This is a genomic window from Oceanobacter mangrovi (assembly GCF_019740315.1).
Lineage (GTDB): Bacteria > Pseudomonadota > Gammaproteobacteria > Pseudomonadales > Oceanobacteraceae > Oceanobacter > Oceanobacter mangrovi.
Genome location: NZ_JAHXZR010000005.1, coordinates 105,608 through 125,367, shown reverse-complemented (window position 1 = coordinate 125,367; position 19,760 = coordinate 105,608). Strand labels below are relative to the sequence as shown.

Below are 19,760 nucleotides of genomic sequence, written 5' to 3'. Positions count from 1 at the left end.
GGCGTGCATGCATTCCGTGCCGCACGCGCCGGTGAATTATGGGGCGTGGAAACAGGCCGACCAGCACAACCTCCAACTTTATTTTGCCATCGGCGTTTCAGCCACTAGACTGTGGCCAGAATTTCCTTCCTTGATAGCGCCAGTACAAGGACCTGCATGGCAACGCCGAAATCAAACGCTTCTTTCAAATCACCTGCTGTCGCTCCGGGTGAGGGGCCAATGCGCCCGGCGGCTATTTCGCCGTCGCGGGCTTTGTTGGCCAATCCGATCGTGCAGCTTTTCTGGCAATGCGACAGTTCCGGCCCGGAGTCGTCCGGGCCGGTGCAGGTGCTGGGCTGGGGCCGCAAGCGTTCCGGCTTGCAGGCGCAGGTGATTGCCCGGAAACAGAATCTTGAATATCGGCTGTTGGAAGACGGTTTTGTGCGTTCACTGGGTCGCGAAGACCCGGCGCTGTCTGTGGTGGTGGATGATGAAGGCATCTATTACGACGCCTTGCAGCCATCGCGGCTGGAGCGTTTGATTGCAACGCCGCTGAAAGAGGCTGAACGGCAACGGGCACAACAGATTGTTGGCTTGTGGCAGCAGCTGAATGTGTCCAAATACAACGCCGCACCGGAATATTCCAGGCCGCTGCCGGAGTCTTATGTACTGGTGGTGGATCAGGTTGCCGGTGACGCTTCGATTGCTTTTGGTCAGGCGGATGCCCGCAGCTTTCAGTTGATGCTGGAGGCTGCGCTGGCAGAGAACCCTCACTCGACGGTGATTCTGAAAGTCCACCCGGATGCTTTTACCCGTGCCAAAGCCGGTCATTTCGACCTTGCGACCTTGCAGCATCCACGCTTGCAGATTATTGCGGAAAACTGTCACCCAGGACGGCTGTTAGAAAGCGCGCAGCGGGTTTATACCGTTACCTCGCAAATGGGCTTCGAAGCCCTGATCTGGGGTAAGCCGGTGCGTTGTTTTGGTATGCCGTTTTATGCTGGCTGGGGGGTTACCGAAGATCAGCTGGCAGCGCCGGAGCGGCGTCGGATGCTGGTCAGAAATTTGCCCGCCGGAGCCTGTCGGGATCAGCTGGTTCATGCCGCACTGGTGTCTTACAGCCGTTACATGGACCCGGAAACCCACAAGCCAACAGAGCTGGAAACTGTGATGCAATTACTGGCGTTACAGCGTCAGCAGTGGCTCTGGAATCATGCCCTTGGCGATGTTTATGCCTTGGGTTTTTCGGCCTGGAAACGGCCAATTCTGAAAGACTTTCTGTTTGGGGCAAAGCTGCACTGCTGTAACAAAGCCAGCCAAGTGCCGGAAGGTGCGACGCTGTTGATCTGGGGCGTCAAACCGCTGCCGCAGTCGCTGCAGCGGCAGATCAAAAAGGTTATCCGCATTGAAGATGGATTCCTGCGTTCCTCCGGGCTGGGGGCCGACCTGATCCGCCCGCTGTCTTGGGTGCTGGACGATGTTGGTATGTATTACGACGCATCAAAACCCTCGCGGCTGGAACGGATTCTGGCTGAACAGGAATTTACGGATACTCAGCTGGCGGCGGCGGCTGAGCTACGGACAACCATCGTCGCCGAGCGTATATCCAAGTACAACCTGATCGGTGGTGAATGGCGGCCCGGCTGTGTTCTGGCTGATCCGGCCGCTACCCAACGGGTGGTGCTGGTGCCGGGGCAGGTTGAGACCGACGCTTCAATCAGAACCGGTGCCACAACCATTACAACCAATCTGGTGCTGTTGCAGCAGGCACGCTTGCTGGAACCGACCAGCTGGCTGGTGTTCAAGCCGCACCCGGATGTGGTGGCAGGCCTACGCAGTCAGGATGTGGCGCTGGATGAGTATCGTCAGTATTGCGATGAGATTGTGCTGGCTGGCGATTCGTCCCAAATGCTCGAACAGGTCGATGCAGTGCATACTATGACGTCGTTGCTGGGCTTTGAGGCCTTGCTGCGAGGTAAGCAGGTGTTCTGTCACGGCATGCCGTTTTATGCTGGTTGGGGTCTGACGACGGACGCCTATGCGAATGAGCGACGAGGCCGTCAGCGTTCGCTGGATGAGCTGGTGGCGGCGGCTCTGGTGGTGTATCCGACCTATGTCAGTGCTCAGAGTCACAGATTCAGCTCGGCCCAGCGGATTGTTGCCGAGCTGAAAACCTGGAAGCGTAATGGCCCTTCGGTGATGCCATTCTGGCGTCGTTGTTTGCGAGTGGTGTTACGCTTATGGGTGGCGACAGGCATTCGCAAGAATGCCTGAATAATGCTGGCGGTTGTCGGATGGCTCTCGCTGCGCTCGTTTATCCGACCTACCACCTGTCTATTGGGGCAACCATGTAGGCATGGGCCTTGTCTAACGATTCTCCAGCCGGTTGTAATCCAGCACGCCACTGGCCAGTGGTTCCTGCTGCTGGAACAGGCGGGCGATCTGGTCACTAGTGTGCCAGAAATCCGGACTGCTGCGGCGCACACCAAAACGGTCGAGCAATTGACGGTAGTCCTCTTCACTCTTCATCGCCTGAATGGCGGCAGCCCAATTGGCTAGCTCACTTTCTTCTACCTGCATCAGCACATTGGGATAGTCGCCAATCGAGCCACGGGCCAGCGTCAGACTGTCTTCATCGGGCAGCAGCGCGCTTTTTTCATCCAGCAGCGAAGTGATGTTGGCGTGGCCGCGGTTATGAACCAGGCTGATGATTTCGGTGGCTTTGCCGTCTTTGGTGATGAGGACTTTAGCGACCTCTGGCAGAGTTGCCAGCATGCGTCCGCGCGTGCGTTCCAGTTGCTGTAGCGCCGCAATAGCGCTGGCAGACAGGTTTGCCTGGCTCAGTTCGTATTGGCGATTGATCACTGGCTGCAGCCGTTTGGCAAAGATCTGGTACAGCTCTTGTTGGTGGTTGTTGGTCTGGAAGTTGATGCCGGATTCCACCTGTACCTGGGTGTAGTCACCAAACATATAGTCGCGCACGGCACTGTCGGCATCGCGATACCAGAACCGGCGGGTGCTGATGCGTTCCTCTTTGGGCAGGAACATCAGGAAGTTCATTTCCCCTTCCATGCGCAGAAAATCCATATACAGGCGGGTGACCAGCTGGTGGCCAATGTTGCCGTACACATCAAAGCCGGCAACCAGCAGATAGTGAATGCGCTCTAACAGTGGATAGTCGATCACCCAGGCGGTTTTTGGCGGCTGGCCCAGCAGTCCTTGAATGACGGTAGCGTTGTCGAAGTGGCGCATCACTGTCAGGGCAGCATTGGGGTTCTGGCCTTCGCCGTCCCAGATCAGCTGTTGGTCGAGGGTGATCTTGTCTTTCAATTCGGTGTTCAGCAGCTGGCTTTTGGCTTGCAGGTACTGTTTCTGCTTTTCGGAAAACTTCAGCCAGGAGCTGATCGGCAGGGCGTTGCTGGACTGCTCGGCTGGCATGTCGAGTTGTTGGGCCTGGGATTCGAGGAAGCCCGCCGCTTCTTCACCATAATTGATGTCCGGGTTGACAAAGTAGACCCAGAACTGTTCGTTGATCACGTTAACGGCGACCTGGCCACGACACACAGGGCCTTTGATAAAGGCCATGATGGTTTCACGGGCGTGTTCAAGCAGGAAGCGGTAACGGCCGTCAGCGGGCAGTTGTTCAAAGGCCTTGAATGGGTTGCTGGCGACTTCTGGCAGGTAAGACGGCAGTTGGCTGACCTCAAAATCCGCACTGATCAGATAGCTCTGCCAGCGGCTCCAGCGCTGGTCGTCCAGCACAAAGGGAATGTGGTTTTTGGCGGTCACTGTTTCACGATCAGCCAGCAGGCGATACCAGACCCGTTTAACGCCGGGGTCGTCATAAGGGCGTCGCGTTGAGATGATCTTGATGGCTTCACCCGGTGGTGTACTGGAGCGCACCAGCCGGAAATGCGGGGCGTTGCGGTCGCTGGCATCACCCAGATAAAGGCTGTAGAGATAAATGTGTTCGTAAATATAACGGGCGGCCAGGCGGGTTTTCAGGTCGTCGCCATTCAACCGCTGTTCCCACAGACGCACTTCCGACAGGGTGTCGGTGTCCAGCGGCTGGTTCGACGGCAACCAGGCGCCACGGCTGATCCAGTCGGTCAGCACGCCATATTCGCGATCAGTCAACTCTGGCAAGCCATAAGGCATCCCCCAGTCGGGCTTTTGCTGGCGGAATTCAGCATAGCCTTCGACGGTTGGGCATTGCTGGTCGCGATTAAGGGAAAAGTCATAGCTGTCGGGCAGAATCGGGTGCTCAAAGGCACCCTGCTGTTTGCGCAGGGAAATGGCCTGATAGATCAGGCTGGCGGCCAGATTGGCTTGCGAGGTGTTACGGCGTTCATTCAGCACGGGCTCAAAGCCCAGCTGACGCCATTGTTCGGTGGTCTGGGCGTCCAGATATAAACGCTTGGGTTCGACGGCCAGCAGGCGGGTGCCGTCGTAAACCACTTCCTTGTTGATACCACGACTGAGCCCGGCAGTGGAGGTTAGCTTCAGCTGACAGGGGGCATCGTAACAGGCATGGCAGCTGACGCAGCGTTGCTCCAGAATGGGTTTGACCCGCTGGTTATAGTTGCGGCCTTCGTAACTGTCCCAGGCGACCGTGCGGTCGCGCGGTTCGGCGCTGCCAAAACGGTCTTCAAAGCTTTGGGCGGCCAGCACGGCGCAGCCGCTGATCAGGCTGAGGAACAGGGTGATCATCCAGAGGCGGCGGGACAGATGCATGAAACTTCCTTGTCAGAGGGTTTCTGGTTTAACCCTCTGCTGCCAGCCGCAGGGATCAGACCTTTTGTATGGATTGTAAAGGCAGTGATTCTGCCCGTTGCTGGATCTGACGTAAACGGCCAGCCATCATCAGTGTGATTATCAGTACCAACAATGAACCGATGATCACACCATTCCAGTGCTGCCATTGCCAGAACAGGTTGAGGTACAGACCACCGCTGCTGGCGCCAACATAATAGAACAGCAGATAGAGTGAGCTGGCACTGGCCTTGGCACCTTCAGCGTTACGGCTGACCCAGCTGCTGGCGCTGGAGTGGGCAAAAAAGAACCCGAAGCTGTTGATAAAAAAGCCCAGAATGATCACGGGCAACCAGGGTGTCAGCGTGGTCAGGGTGCCGATCATCATGATTACCGAGCCCGCCATCATGCATTGTGGCTGGCCAAACTGTTTGCCCAGCTTGCCAGACAGGGTTGAACCCATGGTGCCGGTCAAATAGGTCAGGAACATTAACCCAAGTAGTTGGGGTGTCAGATAGTAGGGCGCGTCTTCCAGTACGAAGGTAATAAAGCTGTACTGGTTTACAAAGATAAAGAAGTTCAGCCCCCCCAGTATGTAGGCGGGCAACAGTTTTGGATTGCCCAGATGGCGCTTCATATCCGCCAGCATTGACGTCGGATGGAATGGCCTCGGGCTGAAATGCTGCTGTTTTGGGAGCAACAACATGACAATAAGCCAAAGCACCAGACCCATTCCACTAATCACCAGAAACGCCTGATTCCAGCCCAGATGCTCACCGGCAAAACCACCAATAACGCGGCCAAAAATGCCGCCCAGAGAATTGGCGGCGATGTAGAGACCAACCGCTGACATCAGGGCGTCGGCGTCAAACTCATCTGCCATATAGGCAACGGCAATGGCAGGCAGGCCAGCCAGAAACAGTCCCTGAATTGCTCGCAGCACCAGCAAGGTGTGGTAGTCGGTCACCAGCGACAATGACAGGGCCATGATCACAATGCCACCCATGCTGCCCAGCATCAGCCAGCGGCGGCCTATGGCATCACTGGCGGCACCGTAGAAAATCAGCGCGGCTCCCAGCGTCAGTGTTGAAATCGTCAATGAATAACTGGCTTGCAGTGGAGAAACACCAAACTCCCGCGCCAGCATTGGCAGCAGAGGCTGGGTTACATAAAGGTTGGTAAACACCATAAAGGAGCCAAGGCAAAGGGCGATGGTGATGCGCCACCAGGCTTGGGAGCCAGTTTTAATCATTCCGCAGAACCGCTGTGATCGTGTTGAAATAGTGCCAGTGCACTGATGGCTGCGACTATAGGCCTTTCTTTTTCATCATTAAAATATATGTTTGATATAGATTGGATAACAAATATTGATATATTGGCTGGCGTCGCAGACTGATAAACCAGCAGGGCATTCATGGATTACAAGGCACTAAGTTATTTTTACGAAGTCGCACGCCAGAACAGTTTCACCAAAGCGGCAGAAGTGCTGGACGTCGCCCAGCCTGCCGTGAGCATGGCCATCAAACGACTGGAACAGCAGTTACAGCTGACGCTGTTTCACCGTCGGGATCGCCAGATAGCGCTGACGACCGAGGGACAGAAGCTGTTCGCCCAGGCGGAAAAAATCATTCAGGCGATGGCAGACGCTGAACTGGAAATGGAAGAGTTGCGTGGTCTGCAGCGTGGTGTGGTGCAGCTGGGTACGCCGAGTATGCTGGGTTCCTATTATTTCCCGCCGCTGATCATGGCCTTCAAACACAAGTACCCGAACCTCAGTCTGTCAGTCTATGAAGGTGGTGCCTGGCAGTTGCAGCAAATGCTGGAGCGCGGCGAGCTGGATCTGGCGGTGATTGAATCTGGTGAAATTTCCGAAGACATCGAATCCAGACCGATTCTGCGCGAAGAAATGCGGGTAGTGGTACCAGTTGACCATCCATTTGCCAGCCGGACGTCGGTGTCGCCGGAAGAATTTTTACAGCAGGAGCTGGTGATCTTCCGGCCCGGCTATTTTCACCGGCGAGTGCTGGATCAAATGGCAGAGGAGGCGGGAATTCAGCCGGAAATCAGCTTCGAAACCAACCTGCTGCCGCTGATTCGGTCGATCGTTAAACATGGCTACGGGATTTCAACACTGCTGAATATGGCGGTGGAGGATGATCCTGAGCTGGTGACGATTTCGTTTGATCCACCAATTATTCTCGACCTGTGTCTGGCATGGCGCAAGGACGGCTACTTGTCGAAGGCCAACCGGGCGTTTGTCGACTTTATGCTGGAGAACGTGCGTTTGTGAGGGGGTTTAGCGGTTGAGGTAACGGATCATGACGTCTTTGCGGATCGGCTTCAGGCAATAGTCATGTACCAGTCCGATGGCATTGATGGCATCCCGGTCTGCGGGCTCTTCCGATGAGCTTTGAATCACAATACGGGTTTTATCAAGATCAATTCTGGCGCTATTGCGCTTCAGAAATTCAAAACCATCCATGATGGGCATGTTGATGTCGAGGATGATCAGGGTCGGTGCTTCTTCTGAGGTATCGAGAATCTCGCAGGCTTCTTCGCCGTCGTGGGCTTGCAACACCTCCAAGGTCGGATCGATTTTTTTCAGTAACACAGACAGGTAGAAGCGGGTGCCATCATCGTCATCAATGATCAGAATCCTGCTCATGGCAGACGTTCCTCCGGTTTCAACGGGATGTTCAGAACAAAGCGAGCACCTTTCTCAGGGGCTTCGAAGGACAGCTCACCACCCAGAATTTCGGCGCTTTTCCTGACCATATAAAGCCCCAAACCGGAGCCAAAGGAAACCCGCCGGTGGAAACGTTTGAACATCTGGAACAGATGGCTGCGCTGTGACTCTGGAATGCCAAGGCCGTTGTCTTCAATACTGATAATCAAACGGTCGCCGGGAGTTGTGATTTGAATGGTAATACTTGGGTTGGACTCTTGCGGATCCTGATATTTGATGGCGTTTGACAGCAGGTTTTCGATAATCAGCAGCAAGCGGCCGCGTAGCGTTTTCACCACGTGTGTGGCGTTGTTGTGGATGCGGATATCGATACGTTGGAAGCCTTCCATATGGTTCAGGTGCTTGATAGCTGAGCCCAGCAGTCGATCAAGGTCAATGTCTGTTGCGTCCTCGCTGACGTGTTTGGTTTCGGTGAGTGAAAGAATGCTTTTCACCAGATGCTCAAGGTTGCCCAATGATGCTTCGGCATGTTTGATACTTTCCACAGCGATTTCAGTATCGCCATCCTCGATAGATTCTCGAGCCATGCCAAGCAAGCTGATTGCTGACACCAGTGGCGAGCGCAGGTCATGAGAGGTGCGGTAGGCAAATTCTTCCAGCTCGCTGTTGGCCTTGCGCAGAGAGTCTTCCGCTTCCTTGATGGCGGTAATATCGCGCGACAAGCCAAGAATAAAGGCTTCTCCCTGGCTGTTGTAGAAGCGAACCTTTTTGGTTTGCAGGGCGCGTGATTTGCCGTCTGGAAACTGGATGACTTCCTCGTTCTCGGAATAGCCTTCTGCCAGCGCCTTGCGATCGAATACCAGAAAGGCCTCGCGTTCTTCCGGCTGATAGCTTTCCAGCGTGGTGCTGCCAATGACTGTGTGTCGGATGGACTCCGGGTAAACGGCCAGAAACGCCGGGTTGGCGTTGACGATGCGGAATTCGCTGTCTTTTACGAACAACAGATCCGGAATATTCGACATGATCAGCTGCTGGAATTTCTGAATATAGGCGTATCGCTTCTCGGCCTCGTTACGCTCCTCCATGTCCTCCAGAACGCCGCAGTAAAGCCGTTTGTCGTCGATGATAATTTCACGTACTGAAAGCCGTACTGGCAGGGTTTTGCCATCCTTGCGGATGGCAACGACTTCCCGAGCGGTCCCTATCATGCGTTTGTGGCCGGTTTGCAGGTAATTGCTGAGATAACCGTCATGCTCTTTGGCAGTGTGTCTGGGCATCAGCACTGATACGTTCTTGCCAATCATCTCTTCGGCGCTGTACTGGAACAGACGCTCACAGGTGCGGTTGAAGCTGTTGATGGTGCCGCGCTCGTCGATCAGGACAATGCCATCAACCGCGCCGTCCAGAATGACCTGCAGCTTTTGCTGACCCAATAGTGCGTCTTTGCGTATTTTCTCGCGACTGATCAGCTCCTGCCGGAACAGTTCAAGGGTCCTCTCAAAGGCGGTGATTTCATCATCGCCGTGGGCGTTGATGCTGCGGCGCAGGTTACCACCGGTAATCGCGCGGATCGATTTGTTGAGGGAGTTCAGCCGGCGAATTATTTGCGGGTAGATAAACAGGTACATGACGACCGCAACAATCACCAGGTTGGAGCCCACGCCAAGCATGATGGTAAGGAGCAATTTGTGGCCGTCGTCGTGAACAGCGTCGGAAACGAGGTGAAAACCTGCGGCAGAAAGGAGCGCTACCAGCACGAAGCCAGCAGTCAGTTTGAAGCCGATGCTGTGATGAAAATCCCTCTGGAACAATGCCATTGTGGCTCTTCGGCTCCTGCAGCATGGAAAGGCACGTTCCCTTAATGCAAGCACAGTCGCAGATTTTTGCCAGTTTTTGGCGGTTTGGAGGCATGGATGGGAAAGGGAGTGGTCAAACCAACCCATGCCTGCTGGCATGGGTTGGCGGAGTGAAGTGCCGGACTTATTTGTTCAGCAGGTAGTTCACCAACAGCGATACCGGACGGCCGGTTGCACCTTTGGCCGCGCCACCTTTCCAGGCGGTACCGGCGATGTCGAGGTGTGCCCAGGGAGTACCTTCGGTAAAGCGGGACAGGAAACAGGCTGCAGTGGTTGCACCAGCCAGTGGGCCACCAATGTTGGCCATGTCGGCAAAGTTGGAATCCAGCAGTTCCTGATAGTCGTCTTCCAAAGGCAGGCGCCATACCTTGTCGTTGCTGTATTTGGCGGCCGTTTGCAGCTGCTCAGCCATGTCTTCGTCCTGGGTGAACAGGCCTGAGTTGACTTCGCCCAGAGCGGCCATGCAGGCGCCGGTCAGGGTGGCGATGTCGACGATGGAGGCTGGCTTGTAGTTGTCGATGCCATAGGTCAGGGCATCGCACAGTACCAGGCGGCCTTCGGCGTCGGTGTTAAGGATTTCGATGGTTTTGCCAGACAGGCTGGTGACCACGTCACCTGGCTTGGAAGCATGACCGGCTGGCATGTTTTCAGCGCTGGTCACCATCGCCAGCACGTTGATTTTGGGTTTCAGCGCCAGCAGCGCCTTGACGGTACCAAACACGGAGGCAGCGCCGCACATGTCGTACTTCATTTCATCCATCTTCAGGCCTGGCTTGAGGCTGATACCACCGGTGTCAAAGGTGATGCCCTTGCCCAGAATCATGTGTGGTGCTTCGCTGGCGTCAGTACCCTTGTACTGCATGACGATGATCTTGCCCGGTTCGCTGGAGCCCTTGGCAACCGAGTAGAAAGCCCCGGCACCCAGTTCGGCCAGTTTTTCCTGATCCAGAATCATGGTTTCCAGTGCTGAGTCGGCAGTCAGGCTGATGGCCTGTTCGGCCAGCCAGGTCGGAGTGCAGATATTCGGCGGCATGTTGCCGAGTTCCTTGGCGAAGTTGATGCCTTCACCAATTGCTGAACCTTTCAGGAAAGCAGTGTCTACATCGCCGCCCAGCCAGATAACGGCTTCAGCCTGTTTTGGTTCTTCTTCCGGTTTGGCTTTGGTTTCAGTGAACTTGTAGCTTGCATGGGCGTAGGCGATTGCGGTCTGTTCGGCCCACCAGGATTCTGGCAGAGCTTCGCTGGCCAGTTCGCTCAGTGCCAGGGCAACGCTGCCTTCGTATTTGCTGGTGGCAGCGGCGACGGCGTTGAGGATTTTGATGGCATTGGTGGTGTTGGGAGTTTCCTTGCCACTACCAACCAGCAGTACGCGTGCGGCAGCAATGCCACTGACACCCGGCAACAGCAGGGTTTCTGCGGTTTTGCCCTTGATGTCGCCAGCTTCATAACGCTTGCTCAAAAAACCATCGCTGGCCTGATCAATCACAGCCGCTGCATCGGACAGCTTGCCTGACTGGTCGATAGTGACCACAATACACGCCGCCTGCACTTCGGCCGCGGCTTGCTGGGATACCTGGTATTTCATAGGGGCTCCTGCTGGAACGTGAGTGGCAGTAGAAACTGGCCGGAGACAATTTTGGCCATCTACCTGAATTCCTTTGATCCCTATAATGTGCAGGCGGTTGCAGGAATTACAAGGGGCTGAATGAATTGCTTTGTTTCATCGCTCCGGCTAGTACGTTTTTTATCCAGTCCAGGCATGCAGGTGCCGGCTGAGGATATTGTTCATCTCGACAAGGGATCAGCTTTGATCATTTTTCGTTACCTCGCCCGGGAACTGGCAGGTTCGCTGTTTGCAGTCACCATTGTGCTGCTGATGATTCTGATGAGCGGGCGTCTGATTCGCCAGCTGGCTGCGGCCGCGGCGGGCGAAGTCTCACTCGACATCGTATTTTTCACCCTGTTGCTGCGACTGCCTTCGTTTCTGGAAATGATTCTGCCGCTGGCACTGTTTATTGCCATTCTGTTGGCTTATGGCCGCATGTACGCTGAAAACGAGATGACGGTGCTGACGGCAACCGGGTTTTCCTCGCGGCGTTTGCTGATGTACACCGCTGGCCCGGCGGCGGCGATTGCTTTGGTGGTTGGACTTTTCAGTCTCTACCTGAGCCCCTGGGGGGCCCAGAAAATGGAAGAGCTGTACAAAAAGCAGGCCCAGCTGACCGAGTTTGAATTGCTGGTGCCAGGGCGTTTTCAGAGTATGAAAGGCGGCTCGCGGGTGACCTATGCGGAGTCGCTGTCGGATGACAAAACCCAGATGAACAAGGTGTTTATCACCGACGGCAACAGCATTCTGCTGGCCGATCGCGGCACTCAGTATGTCAGTGATGAAACCGGTTCGCGTTTCCTTGAACTGCATAACGGTAAACGTTACGACTGGACGCCTGGCAGTCTGGAGTTTCAATCGCTCAACTTTGACCTCTACGGCGTCAAGATTGCCGATGAGCTGGAAGAGCGCAAACAGCTGCGTAAGGAGGCGGTGCCAACACTGGATTTGTTTGGATCAACCGATCCCAAGCATCAGGCCCAGTTACAGTGGCGGATCTCGATGCTGTTGATGGTACCGATTGTGACGCTGCTGGCCGTACCGCTGGCGAAGGTGAATCCGCGTCAGGGCCGGTTCGCCCGGCTGTTCCCGGCGATTGTGCTGTTTATGGTGTACATCTCCTTGCTGATTGCCATGAAAGGCATGCTCGAGAAGGGCAAGCTGGATCCCATGATTGGGCTCTGGAGTCTGCATCTGGTGTATCTGCTGATTGCGATTGGGCTGTATCTGGTGCCGGAGTGGCTGCGTCGCCGCAGGGTGGCTGCACTATGATTTTCATGAATCGACTGGATGCCTACGTCGCTCGCAGTGTGCTGATGGCGACTCTGGTGGTGATTGTTGTCATCGTGGGGTTGGACGCAATTTTTACTCTGGTTGACGAACTGGATCAGCTCAAAGGTGGTTATCAGTTCCTCGAAGCTATGCAATTCATGGGGCTGCGTTTGCCGCGGCGGATCTATGAATATCTGCCAATGGCCAGTCTGATTGGCTGTCTGGCGGGGCTTGGAGCCATGGCTGCCAGTAGTGAGCTGACGGTAATGCGGGCAGCCGGGATTTCGGTTGGCCGTATCGCCGTGGCGGTGATCAAGCCGATGCTGGTGCTGATGGCCTTGAACATGGCCATGGCCGAATACGCGATTCCGACGCTGGAGCGTATCGCCCAGTCGCAAAAGGCCGTGCAGCAGGGCAAGGGCGATATTCTATCCAACAAGGGCAAGGGCTTCTGGCATCGCGAAGGCAATACCTTTATGCGTTTTACCGCCATTGAACCGAATGGCGTACTGCATGGTATTACCCTGTTTGAGTTTGATGACAAGCAGGATTTGCTGGGCATTCGTTCGGCGGAGCGGGCGATTTATTCGCAGCAACGCTGGCAGATGCAGTCGGTGATCGATATGACAATCGAACCTGAACGAACGTCGATGGAGTATCTGTCGACGCTCGATTGGGATACCGGGCTGACGCCGCAGAGCCTGAGTGTGGTGATGATTGAGCCGCGCGATATGTCGATCAGCAATCTCTACAGCTATACCCAATATCTGCAACAGCAGGGGCTGAATGCCGATAACTATTTACTGTCGTTCTGGCGCAAGGTAACCCAGCCGCTGGGGACGCTGGCATTGGTGATTCTGGGGATCTCGTTTATTTTTGGTCCGCTGCGTTCGGTGACGCCGGGTTACCGGATCTTCTCCGGTATTCTGGTGGGATTGGTCTACAAGTACGCAGAAGAACTGCTGGCGCCCGCCAGCATTGTGTTTGGCTTTGCGCCGATCTGGGCCAGCATTATTCCGATTGCCGGATGTCTGCTGGCCGGTATGTTTTTGCTGCGGCGGGCGGGTTAATCAGGCTTTCGGAATCTGCACGATATGGGTTAGTGATGCCATGTCGTGCCAGCTGCGCTGACGCTTGTCGATCAGGGCCCAGAAAAAGCCCAGCCCAAAGGCCATCAGTGAGAAGAACCCAGCGCCGGTGCGTAGCATGCAGTGTGACAGTCGAATCGGCTTGCCATCATCGGCAACCAGCTTGATGCGCCAGGCTTTCATGCCGATGGTCTGGCCGCCGCGACGCCAGGACGTCGAGTAGTAGAAAAAACACATACAGAAGATCAGCGAATAAACGATCGAACCAGGCAAGGCACCGAGTGGCTCGCCGTGGTTCAGTGCAGCAGCGATACCAACAATGACAAGCCCCAGAATCAGGAATACCCCCAGTAACACCAGAGCGTCATAAGCCAGTGCTGCCAGGCGGCGTAGCAGCGGGGCGGTTGGGTAGTTGTGGTCAGACATTCATTAATCTCATGCGTTTTACCGGCCGCTGATAGTACCAGAATGATATGCCGAATGTGGTCTTACCACAGGTCAATATTGGTGCAGGACAAGTTTGCAATAATGACGTCAGAAATCTACACAGAAGGAGCACGACATGGTTGATTTAGGCGATATCCGCAAGGAATACACACAAGGCCGTCTGGATGAGACCAAGGTTGCTCCAGACCCGCTGACCCAGTTTCATGCCTGGTTTGAACAGTATCGCAGCACCCGGCCTGAAGAGCCGACGGTAATGACGGTTGCCAGCGTCGATGATTCCGGCCAACCCTGGCAGCGTATCCTGTTGTTGAAGTCCTACAACGAAAACGGTTTTGTGTTCTTCACCAATTACGAAAGCAACAAAGGGCAGCACTTTGCCGCTAACGCCAAGGCCAGCCTGCACTTCTTCTGGATTGCGATGGAACGCCAGGTGCAAATTCAGGGTCGTGTCGAGAAGATCGATCGTGAGCAGGCCGCAGCTTATTTCCACTCTCGTCCACGGGAAAGCCAACTGGGTGCTTGGGCATCATCACAGAGTCGTCCGTTGGCCAATCGCTCTGAGCTGGAAACCCGCTTTGCCCAATTGAATGTTCAGTATGAAGGTCAGGAAGTTCCATTGCCGGATTATTGGGGCGGCTATTTGCTGGTGCCGGAGCGGGTGGAATTCTGGCAGGGTGGTGAGCACCGCTTGCATGACCGGGTTGAATATCAGCGCGCTGGCAGTGAATGGAAGATTCAGCGCCTGAATCCCTGATTGGAATCCCGAATCTGCAACTCCATATACCCGGCCGATGTGTCGGGTATTTTTTGCGTTTTTTGATGCGATGCTTCTGGTGGCGTGTTTTGCTGGCTGGGGGTATTGCGAGGGCTATGGATGATTCTATGTTTGGCAGCCTGAAACGAAAAAGGCTGACAGGTTGCCCCATCAGCCTTTTAAAATTCGTGGTAGCTATGGGCAGACTTGAACTGCCGACCCCAGCATTATGAATGCTGTGCTCTAACCAGCTGAGCTACATAGCCACTGCAAACTTGCGTTCCACTATAAAAAAGGCTGATGAGTAAACTCTTCAGCCTTTTAGAATTCGTGGTAGCTATGGGCAGACTTGAACTGCCGACCCCAGCATTATGAATGCTGTGCTCTAACCAGCTGAGCTACATAGCCACTGCAAGACTGATCTGCTTGCTAGGCCGTGTCGGCGTCGCTGTGCTGATCAAGTGGCGCGTATTATGCCAATGAGAAATTTACTGTCAATGTTTTTTTGCGATTCATTTCAACGGCTTAGGAAATTTTCAGCAAGGCTGCGTTGGGCTGCTATTCTGGACCAATGGAATGGTGGTGTTGACTGGCGTTGTGGCTGGTCTGAACGTTGCTTTGTTGGTGAATGATGCCTTTGAAATCTCTGACTATTACTTTGTGTTTGATCAGTAGCCTGTTACTGGCGGCTTGTGACAAGGGTATGCAGGCGCTGTCGGATCGGGATCTCCGTCATCGCAATTATCAATGCCAGGTGGCGACCTCCTTGTCGGCGGCTGAATTGCAGGTTTGTGCAAATATTCATCGCGAATGCGATCGGCGCGCGAAACTTGGCCATTATGCCTGTTAGACGGGCGCTGCTTTGTGTAGGATGGCTGTCCGCTCTGGAGCCGCTGCCTCTCAATTGAAACCTTTCGGGGGTAGTGTTGCCTACTTGGGCAATCGTTCAATCAACACGAGAGACAAGCATGAAATTAGTTAAGTCTGTACCTGTAGTGTTGCTGGGTACATTGTTTTTGGCCGCTTGTGGTCAGGAGGAAAAAGTGAAGTTGGAAAACCACATCGACCAGGCAAGCTATGGCGTTGGTCTGAATATCGGTCGTCAATTGTCTCAAGAAGATGTTGAAATGAACGCTGATGCGGTTGCGGCTGGCATCAAGGATGCTTTGGCCAAGGCTGAGCCTCAGATTGGTGATGAAGTTATTCAGGCGGCTTTCGAGAAGATTCGCGAAGATCAGATGCGTAAGCAGCAGGCTCTGAGCGATGCAACTGCCAAGGCGAGCGAAGATTTCCTGGCTGAAAATGCCAAGAAAGATGGCGTGACTGTAACTGCTTCTGGTCTGCAGTACGAAGTAATGACTGCGGTTGATGGCGATGCGCCACAGCCTACTGCGGCTGATACTGTAAAAGTTCACTACCATGGCACCCTGATCGATGGCACTGTATTTGACAGCTCTGTTGAGCGTGGCGAGCCAATCGAATTCCCGCTGGGTAACGTAATTCCTGGTTGGACTGAAGGCGTTCAGCTGATGAAAGTGGGTGAGAAGTTCAAGTTCTTCATCCCTGCTGATCTGGCTTATGGCGCTCGCAGCCCAAGCCCTAAAATTCCTGCCAACTCTGCCTTGATTTTCGAAGTTGAGTTGCTGGATATTGCTGGTAACTAAGTTGCTGCAATAAAAAAAGCCGCTGATGCGGCTTTTTTTATGTCTGTAATCTGGGCGGGTGTTCGGTTTCTATGTAGTGATCGTTAGATTTAACCGGGTTCACGTTCTTCTTCAGTTTCTGCCTCGTCGGGCATTTCAACATACCCTTCCAGATCTCTGAGTATTTTGCCTGTCTGGCGTTTGAATTGCTCGGTGAGTGGGAATTCATGCTGGCAATGGCGACAACTCACTTGTTTAAGATGGTTCAGTTTTTCGAGGGAGTAGGCGGTATTGGCATTGCATTCAGGGCATGCAACGGGAAACTGTACAGACCGGGCCAAACGAGACATGGGCATCCACCGATACTACTGGGTTGATAGTAAGTTAGTGGTGTCAGGCTACTGGAATTTGGTGAAGACAAAAAGGCGTGTTTGTTACAACTGGCACTCTATATCGAGAGTTAGGTCAATAATGATGTAACTGATGGTGCTGTGAAGAGATGTGAATGATTTTATGGTCGGGGTAGAGAGATTCGAACTCCCGACATCCTGGTCCCAAACCAGGCGCGCTACCAGACTGCGCTATACCCCGAATATCATTCTGAAGCTGGAATCTTGTTTAGATCTGCTTGAGGAATGTTGTCGAAACGACAATTTAACTGTTTGGTCGGGGTAGAGAGATTCGAACTCCCGACATCCTGGTCCCAAACCAGGCGCGCTACCAGACTGCGCTATACCCCGAACAAATTGTTGAGTGGCTCCCCGAGCTGGACTTGAACCAGCGACCAATAGATTAACAGTCTACTGCTCTACCGACTGAGCTATCGGGGAATGTCTCTCAACAGCGAGACGAATATTACGTATGGCAGTTTCTTTCGTCAATCGCTTTTTTAAAAAATCCCGAAATTTTTAGATTTCGGGATTTTCGCGCTTCAGGAAAAGATCAGCCTTTCTTGAAGATGTTTTCGTAGACGTAGTTGGTCGCTTCAACGAAGCCATCAATGCTGCCGCAATCGAAACGACGGCCACGGAATTTATAGGCGATGACGTTGCCTTCCTGAGCCTGTTTCAGCAGAGCGTCAGTGATCTGAATTTCACCATTGACGCCAGCAGAGGTGGCCTTGATCTTGTCGAAGATGTCAGGAGTCAGGATGTAACGGCCGATAATGGCCAGGTTGCTCGGAGCATCTTCGCGGGCTGGCTTTTCAACCATGTTGCTGACACGGTAGACGCCAGGCTCGATTTCTTCACCAGCAATCACACCGTATTTATGAATGGTTTCTTCAGGAACTTCCTGCACGGCAACCACGGAACAGCCATACTTTTCGTGAATCTTGACCATCTGGGTCATAACGCCTTCGTCGCCTTCGTCGGCAACGCAAAGGTCATCGGCCAGGATCATGCCGAATGGCTCGTCACCCATCAGGTATTGGCCACACAATACGGCGTGACCCAGGCCTTTCATTTCATTCTGACGCTTGTAGGCGAATTCGTTTTCGACCATCAGTTTACGAATAGGCAGGATCAGCTCTTCCTTGCTGCTGCCCTTGATTTCGTTTTCCAGCTCATAGCTGATGTCGAAGTGGTCAGCAATTGAACGTTTACCGCGACCGGTGATGAACCCCATCATTGTCATGCCGGCTGCGTGAGCTTCTTCTACGCCATATTGCACCAGTGGTTTGTTGACCACAGGCAGCATTTCTTTTGGCATTGCTTTGGTAGCGGGGAGGAAGCGGGTGCCATAACCGGCAACCGGGAACAGACATTTACGAACCATGTGTTGATCCTTCAAATTTTACTAGCAGTTTGGGTTTGGCGGCGAGTTTACTGGCAGATTATGTCAATAACGAGAACAGCCTGTCCTTCTTGTTGGCTGAATGTTTTGTGACGTGATTCCGCATTGCTCGCTCCACTGTCCAGGAGCTGGGAGAATTTCCCGCCGCGTGACGTCATTATGCTCTTTTGATAAAGCATCTGTCATGCCGGGTTCTGGGTAGAGATGAATTGAACGGCGCTTTTTTGCATCAGTTTTGCGGACTTTGTCTGGTTGTGCGGGCCAATCGCGGTGTTGTCTGCGGTTGAACTTGTTACTGTCACCATAGCCCGTCAGGCTTGGCCTATTCTTTGATATGAATGAAAAGTAGACGAAAAATAGGCGAAAGGCAGGCGCGAATCTGACGTGACGTCTCACGGCAAACCAGGAGGTACGCATGCAAATTGAGTCACCCTTTGAGTTGGTCCTGTTTGGTGGTACGGGCGATCTGTCACAACGCAAGTTGTTGCCCGCGCTCTATCTGTTACATCGTGATGGACGGCTGCCAGATGGCCGGGTGGTCTGTATTTCCCGCCGCGAAATGGAATCAGTGGCTTTTATCGACTGGGTATTGGCAGCCTTGAAAACCCATGTTGCCAGTGAATATCTCGAAGAAGCCGTGTGGGATGGTTTTGCCAGTAAGCTGCAACTGGTGTGTCTGGACGCGGATAATCCTGATGATTACGACGCTCTGGCGGCCGCTTTATCGTCGGATGATGTTAACCGGGTATTTTATCTGGCCACAGGCTCTAACCTGTTTTTGCCGGTCTGCCGAGGACTGTCAACCGCCGGGTTGATTGGCAGTCGCTCGAAAGTGGTGCTGGAAAAACCTATTGGACATGATCTGCAGTCCGCCAAAGCCATTAACGAATCTGTCGCGGAATATTTCAGCGAGTCGCAGATTTATCGAATTGATCATTATCTGGGTAAGGAAACCGTACAGAATCTGCTGGTTTTGCGCTTTGCCAATTCGCTGTTCGAGTCCCAGTGGAATCAGCATTTTATCGATCATATTGAAATCACCATTGCCGAATCCATTGGTGTCGAAAAGCGCGCCGGCTTTTATGAGCAGGTCGGGGCCATGCGTGACATGTTCCAGAACCACCTGTTGCAATTGCTCTGCATTGTCGCGATGGAACCGCCTGCCAGGCTTGAAACGGACGCGGTACGGGATGAAAAAGTCAAAGTCTTGCGGGCGCTCAAACCCATCGTTGGTGACGCCATCCATCGCCATGTCGTGCGTGGTCAGTACGATGCCGGGGTTTCGCAGGGCAAGCCGGTACCTCCATATCGGGAAGAGCCTGACGTTCATCATAAAAGCAATACGGAAACCTTTGTCGCTGCCAAGGTGGAAATTGATAACTGGCGTTGGGCCGGGGTGCCATTTTATCTGCGTACCGGCAAACGTTTGTCGGAGCGCGTGACCGAAATCGTTGTCAGCTTCAAGGAAATTCCACATTCCATTTTTCCCATGCAGCATAAAAACACCATGGCCAACAAGCTGGTGTTCCGGCTGCAGCCGGACGATGGTGTGCGCTTGATGTTGTGTGAAAAGCGGGTTGGCCCTGGCATGAGCGTGCGGCCAATGAATCTCAGTCTGAACCCGGCCAATCATCGTAAAACCCGGGTGCCGGAAGCCTATGAACGGTTATTGTTTGATGCCCTATGCAGCAATGCTACCTTGTTTGTGCGGGACGATGAATTAATGGAAGCCTGGCGTTGGGTAGACCCTATTATCCAGCACTGGAACGAGATAGATTTGCGCCCGGAGCCCTACACCGCAGGCACCTGGGGGCCCGCCGCATCAACTCTGCTGCTGGCCCAGGATGGCCGGTTATGGGTTGAAAACAGCTAGCTACCACCGA

Annotated in this window: 15 protein-coding genes and 5 tRNA genes; 7 read left to right on the top strand and 13 right to left on the bottom strand. The window is 53.8% G+C overall.

Going from position 1 to position 19,760, the window contains the following annotated elements; translation table 11 throughout:
* Nucleotides 1-156: 156 nt before the first annotated feature.
* Nucleotides 157-2,253, top strand: a complete 2,097-nt coding sequence (locus K6123_RS12180) for a capsular polysaccharide biosynthesis protein (RefSeq protein WP_221798083.1) — start codon at nucleotides 157-159, stop codon at nucleotides 2,251-2,253.
* A 93-nt stretch (nucleotides 2,254-2,346) separates the two neighbouring features.
* Here K6123_RS12180 and K6123_RS12175 read toward each other — a convergent pair whose 3' ends face one another.
* Nucleotides 2,347-4,713 (bottom strand): fatty acid cis/trans isomerase, encoded by a 2,367-nt coding sequence (locus tag K6123_RS12175; protein ID WP_246624765.1) that lies wholly within the window; start codon nucleotides 4,711-4,713, stop codon nucleotides 2,347-2,349.
* Between the two features lie 55 nt (nucleotides 4,714-4,768).
* Nucleotides 4,769-5,983 carry an MFS transporter gene (locus K6123_RS12170; protein WP_221798081.1) on the bottom strand — a complete coding sequence of 405 codons (1,215 nt, stop codon included), beginning with the start codon at nucleotides 5,981-5,983 and terminating at the stop codon, nucleotides 4,769-4,771.
* Between the two features lie 162 nt (nucleotides 5,984-6,145).
* On the opposite strand from K6123_RS12170, the gene K6123_RS12165 reads away from it, so the two are divergent.
* Entirely contained in the window at nucleotides 6,146-7,021 is an 876-nt protein-coding gene (locus tag K6123_RS12165) for a LysR family transcriptional regulator (protein ID WP_221798079.1), read from the top strand.
* 6 nt (nucleotides 7,022-7,027) lie between these two features.
* Here K6123_RS12165 and K6123_RS12160 read toward each other — a convergent pair whose 3' ends face one another.
* The 3 genes from K6123_RS12160 to K6123_RS12150 all read right to left on the bottom strand — a co-directional run bounded on the left by K6123_RS12160 (nucleotide 7,028) and on the right by K6123_RS12150 (nucleotide 10,858).
* The gene (locus tag K6123_RS12160) at nucleotides 7,028-7,396 is read right to left on the bottom strand and encodes a response regulator (protein ID WP_221798077.1); all 369 of its coding nucleotides are present in this window, start codon (nucleotides 7,394-7,396) and stop codon (nucleotides 7,028-7,030) included.
* Nucleotides 7,393-9,234: a sensor histidine kinase gene (locus K6123_RS12155; protein ID WP_221798075.1), complete on the bottom strand. Its 1,842-nt coding sequence runs from the start codon at nucleotides 9,232-9,234 to the stop codon at nucleotides 7,393-7,395. The genes K6123_RS12160 and K6123_RS12155 overlap by 4 nt, the downstream gene beginning before the upstream one ends.
* A 163-nt stretch (nucleotides 9,235-9,397) precedes the next feature.
* On the bottom strand, nucleotides 9,398-10,858 hold the full coding sequence (locus tag K6123_RS12150; protein ID WP_221798073.1) for a leucyl aminopeptidase: 1,461 nt from the start codon (nucleotides 10,856-10,858) through the stop codon (nucleotides 9,398-9,400).
* Nucleotides 10,859-11,080: 222 nt separating this feature from the next.
* Between K6123_RS12150 and lptF the strand changes: the two genes are divergently transcribed.
* A complete protein-coding gene (gene lptF / locus K6123_RS12145) occupies nucleotides 11,081-12,151 on the top strand; it encodes an LPS export ABC transporter permease LptF (RefSeq protein ID WP_246624764.1) in 1,071 nt (356 codons plus the stop codon).
* The gene (lptG, locus tag K6123_RS12140; protein WP_246624763.1) at nucleotides 12,148-13,221 is read left to right on the top strand and encodes an LPS export ABC transporter permease LptG; all 1,074 of its coding nucleotides are present in this window, start codon (nucleotides 12,148-12,150) and stop codon (nucleotides 13,219-13,221) included. The genes lptF and lptG overlap by 4 nt, the downstream gene beginning before the upstream one ends.
* On the opposite strand, the gene K6123_RS12135 is transcribed toward lptG, so the two are convergent.
* Nucleotides 13,222-13,665, bottom strand: coding sequence for an RDD family protein (locus K6123_RS12135; protein ID WP_221798069.1), 444 nt, complete (start codon nucleotides 13,663-13,665; stop codon nucleotides 13,222-13,224).
* Nucleotides 13,666-13,801: 136 nt separating this feature from the next.
* On the opposite strand from K6123_RS12135, the gene pdxH reads away from it, so the two are divergent.
* The gene (gene pdxH / locus K6123_RS12130) at nucleotides 13,802-14,440 is read left to right on the top strand and encodes a pyridoxamine 5'-phosphate oxidase (RefSeq protein WP_221798067.1); all 639 of its coding nucleotides are present in this window, start codon (nucleotides 13,802-13,804) and stop codon (nucleotides 14,438-14,440) included.
* 189 nt (nucleotides 14,441-14,629) lie between these two features.
* Here the strand turns inward: pdxH and K6123_RS12125 are convergent.
* A tRNA-Met gene (locus K6123_RS12125) sits at nucleotides 14,630-14,706 on the bottom strand.
* Between the two features lie 65 nt (nucleotides 14,707-14,771).
* Nucleotides 14,772-14,848 (bottom strand) — tRNA-Met (locus tag K6123_RS12120).
* Nucleotides 14,849-15,408: 560 nt separating this feature from the next.
* Here K6123_RS12120 and K6123_RS12115 point away from each other — a divergent pair.
* Nucleotides 15,409-16,104, top strand: coding sequence for an FKBP-type peptidyl-prolyl cis-trans isomerase (locus K6123_RS12115; RefSeq protein WP_221798066.1), 696 nt, complete (start codon nucleotides 15,409-15,411; stop codon nucleotides 16,102-16,104).
* Nucleotides 16,105-16,193: 89 nt separating this feature from the next.
* Here the strand turns inward: K6123_RS12115 and K6123_RS12110 are convergent, their stop codons facing one another.
* The 5 genes from K6123_RS12110 to galU form a co-directional block, all read right to left on the bottom strand.
* A complete protein-coding gene (locus K6123_RS12110; protein WP_221798064.1) occupies nucleotides 16,194-16,433 on the bottom strand; it encodes a hypothetical protein in 240 nt (79 codons plus the stop codon).
* Between the two features lie 164 nt (nucleotides 16,434-16,597).
* A tRNA-Pro gene (locus tag K6123_RS12105) sits at nucleotides 16,598-16,674 on the bottom strand.
* A gap of 72 nt (nucleotides 16,675-16,746) precedes the next feature.
* Nucleotides 16,747-16,823, bottom strand: a tRNA-Pro gene (locus K6123_RS12100).
* Nucleotides 16,824-16,837: 14 nt separating this feature from the next.
* Nucleotides 16,838-16,913: transfer RNA gene (locus tag K6123_RS12095), tRNA-Asn, on the bottom strand.
* Nucleotides 16,914-17,025: 112 nt separating this feature from the next.
* On the bottom strand, nucleotides 17,026-17,859 hold the full coding sequence (gene galU / locus K6123_RS12090; protein WP_221798062.1) for a UTP--glucose-1-phosphate uridylyltransferase GalU: 834 nt from the start codon (nucleotides 17,857-17,859) through the stop codon (nucleotides 17,026-17,028).
* Nucleotides 17,860-18,292: 433 nt separating this feature from the next.
* Between galU and zwf the strand changes: the two genes are divergently transcribed.
* On the top strand, nucleotides 18,293-19,750 hold the full coding sequence (gene zwf / locus K6123_RS12085; protein ID WP_221798060.1) for a glucose-6-phosphate dehydrogenase: 1,458 nt from the start codon (nucleotides 18,293-18,295) through the stop codon (nucleotides 19,748-19,750).
* Nucleotides 19,751-19,760: the final 10 nt, after the last annotated feature.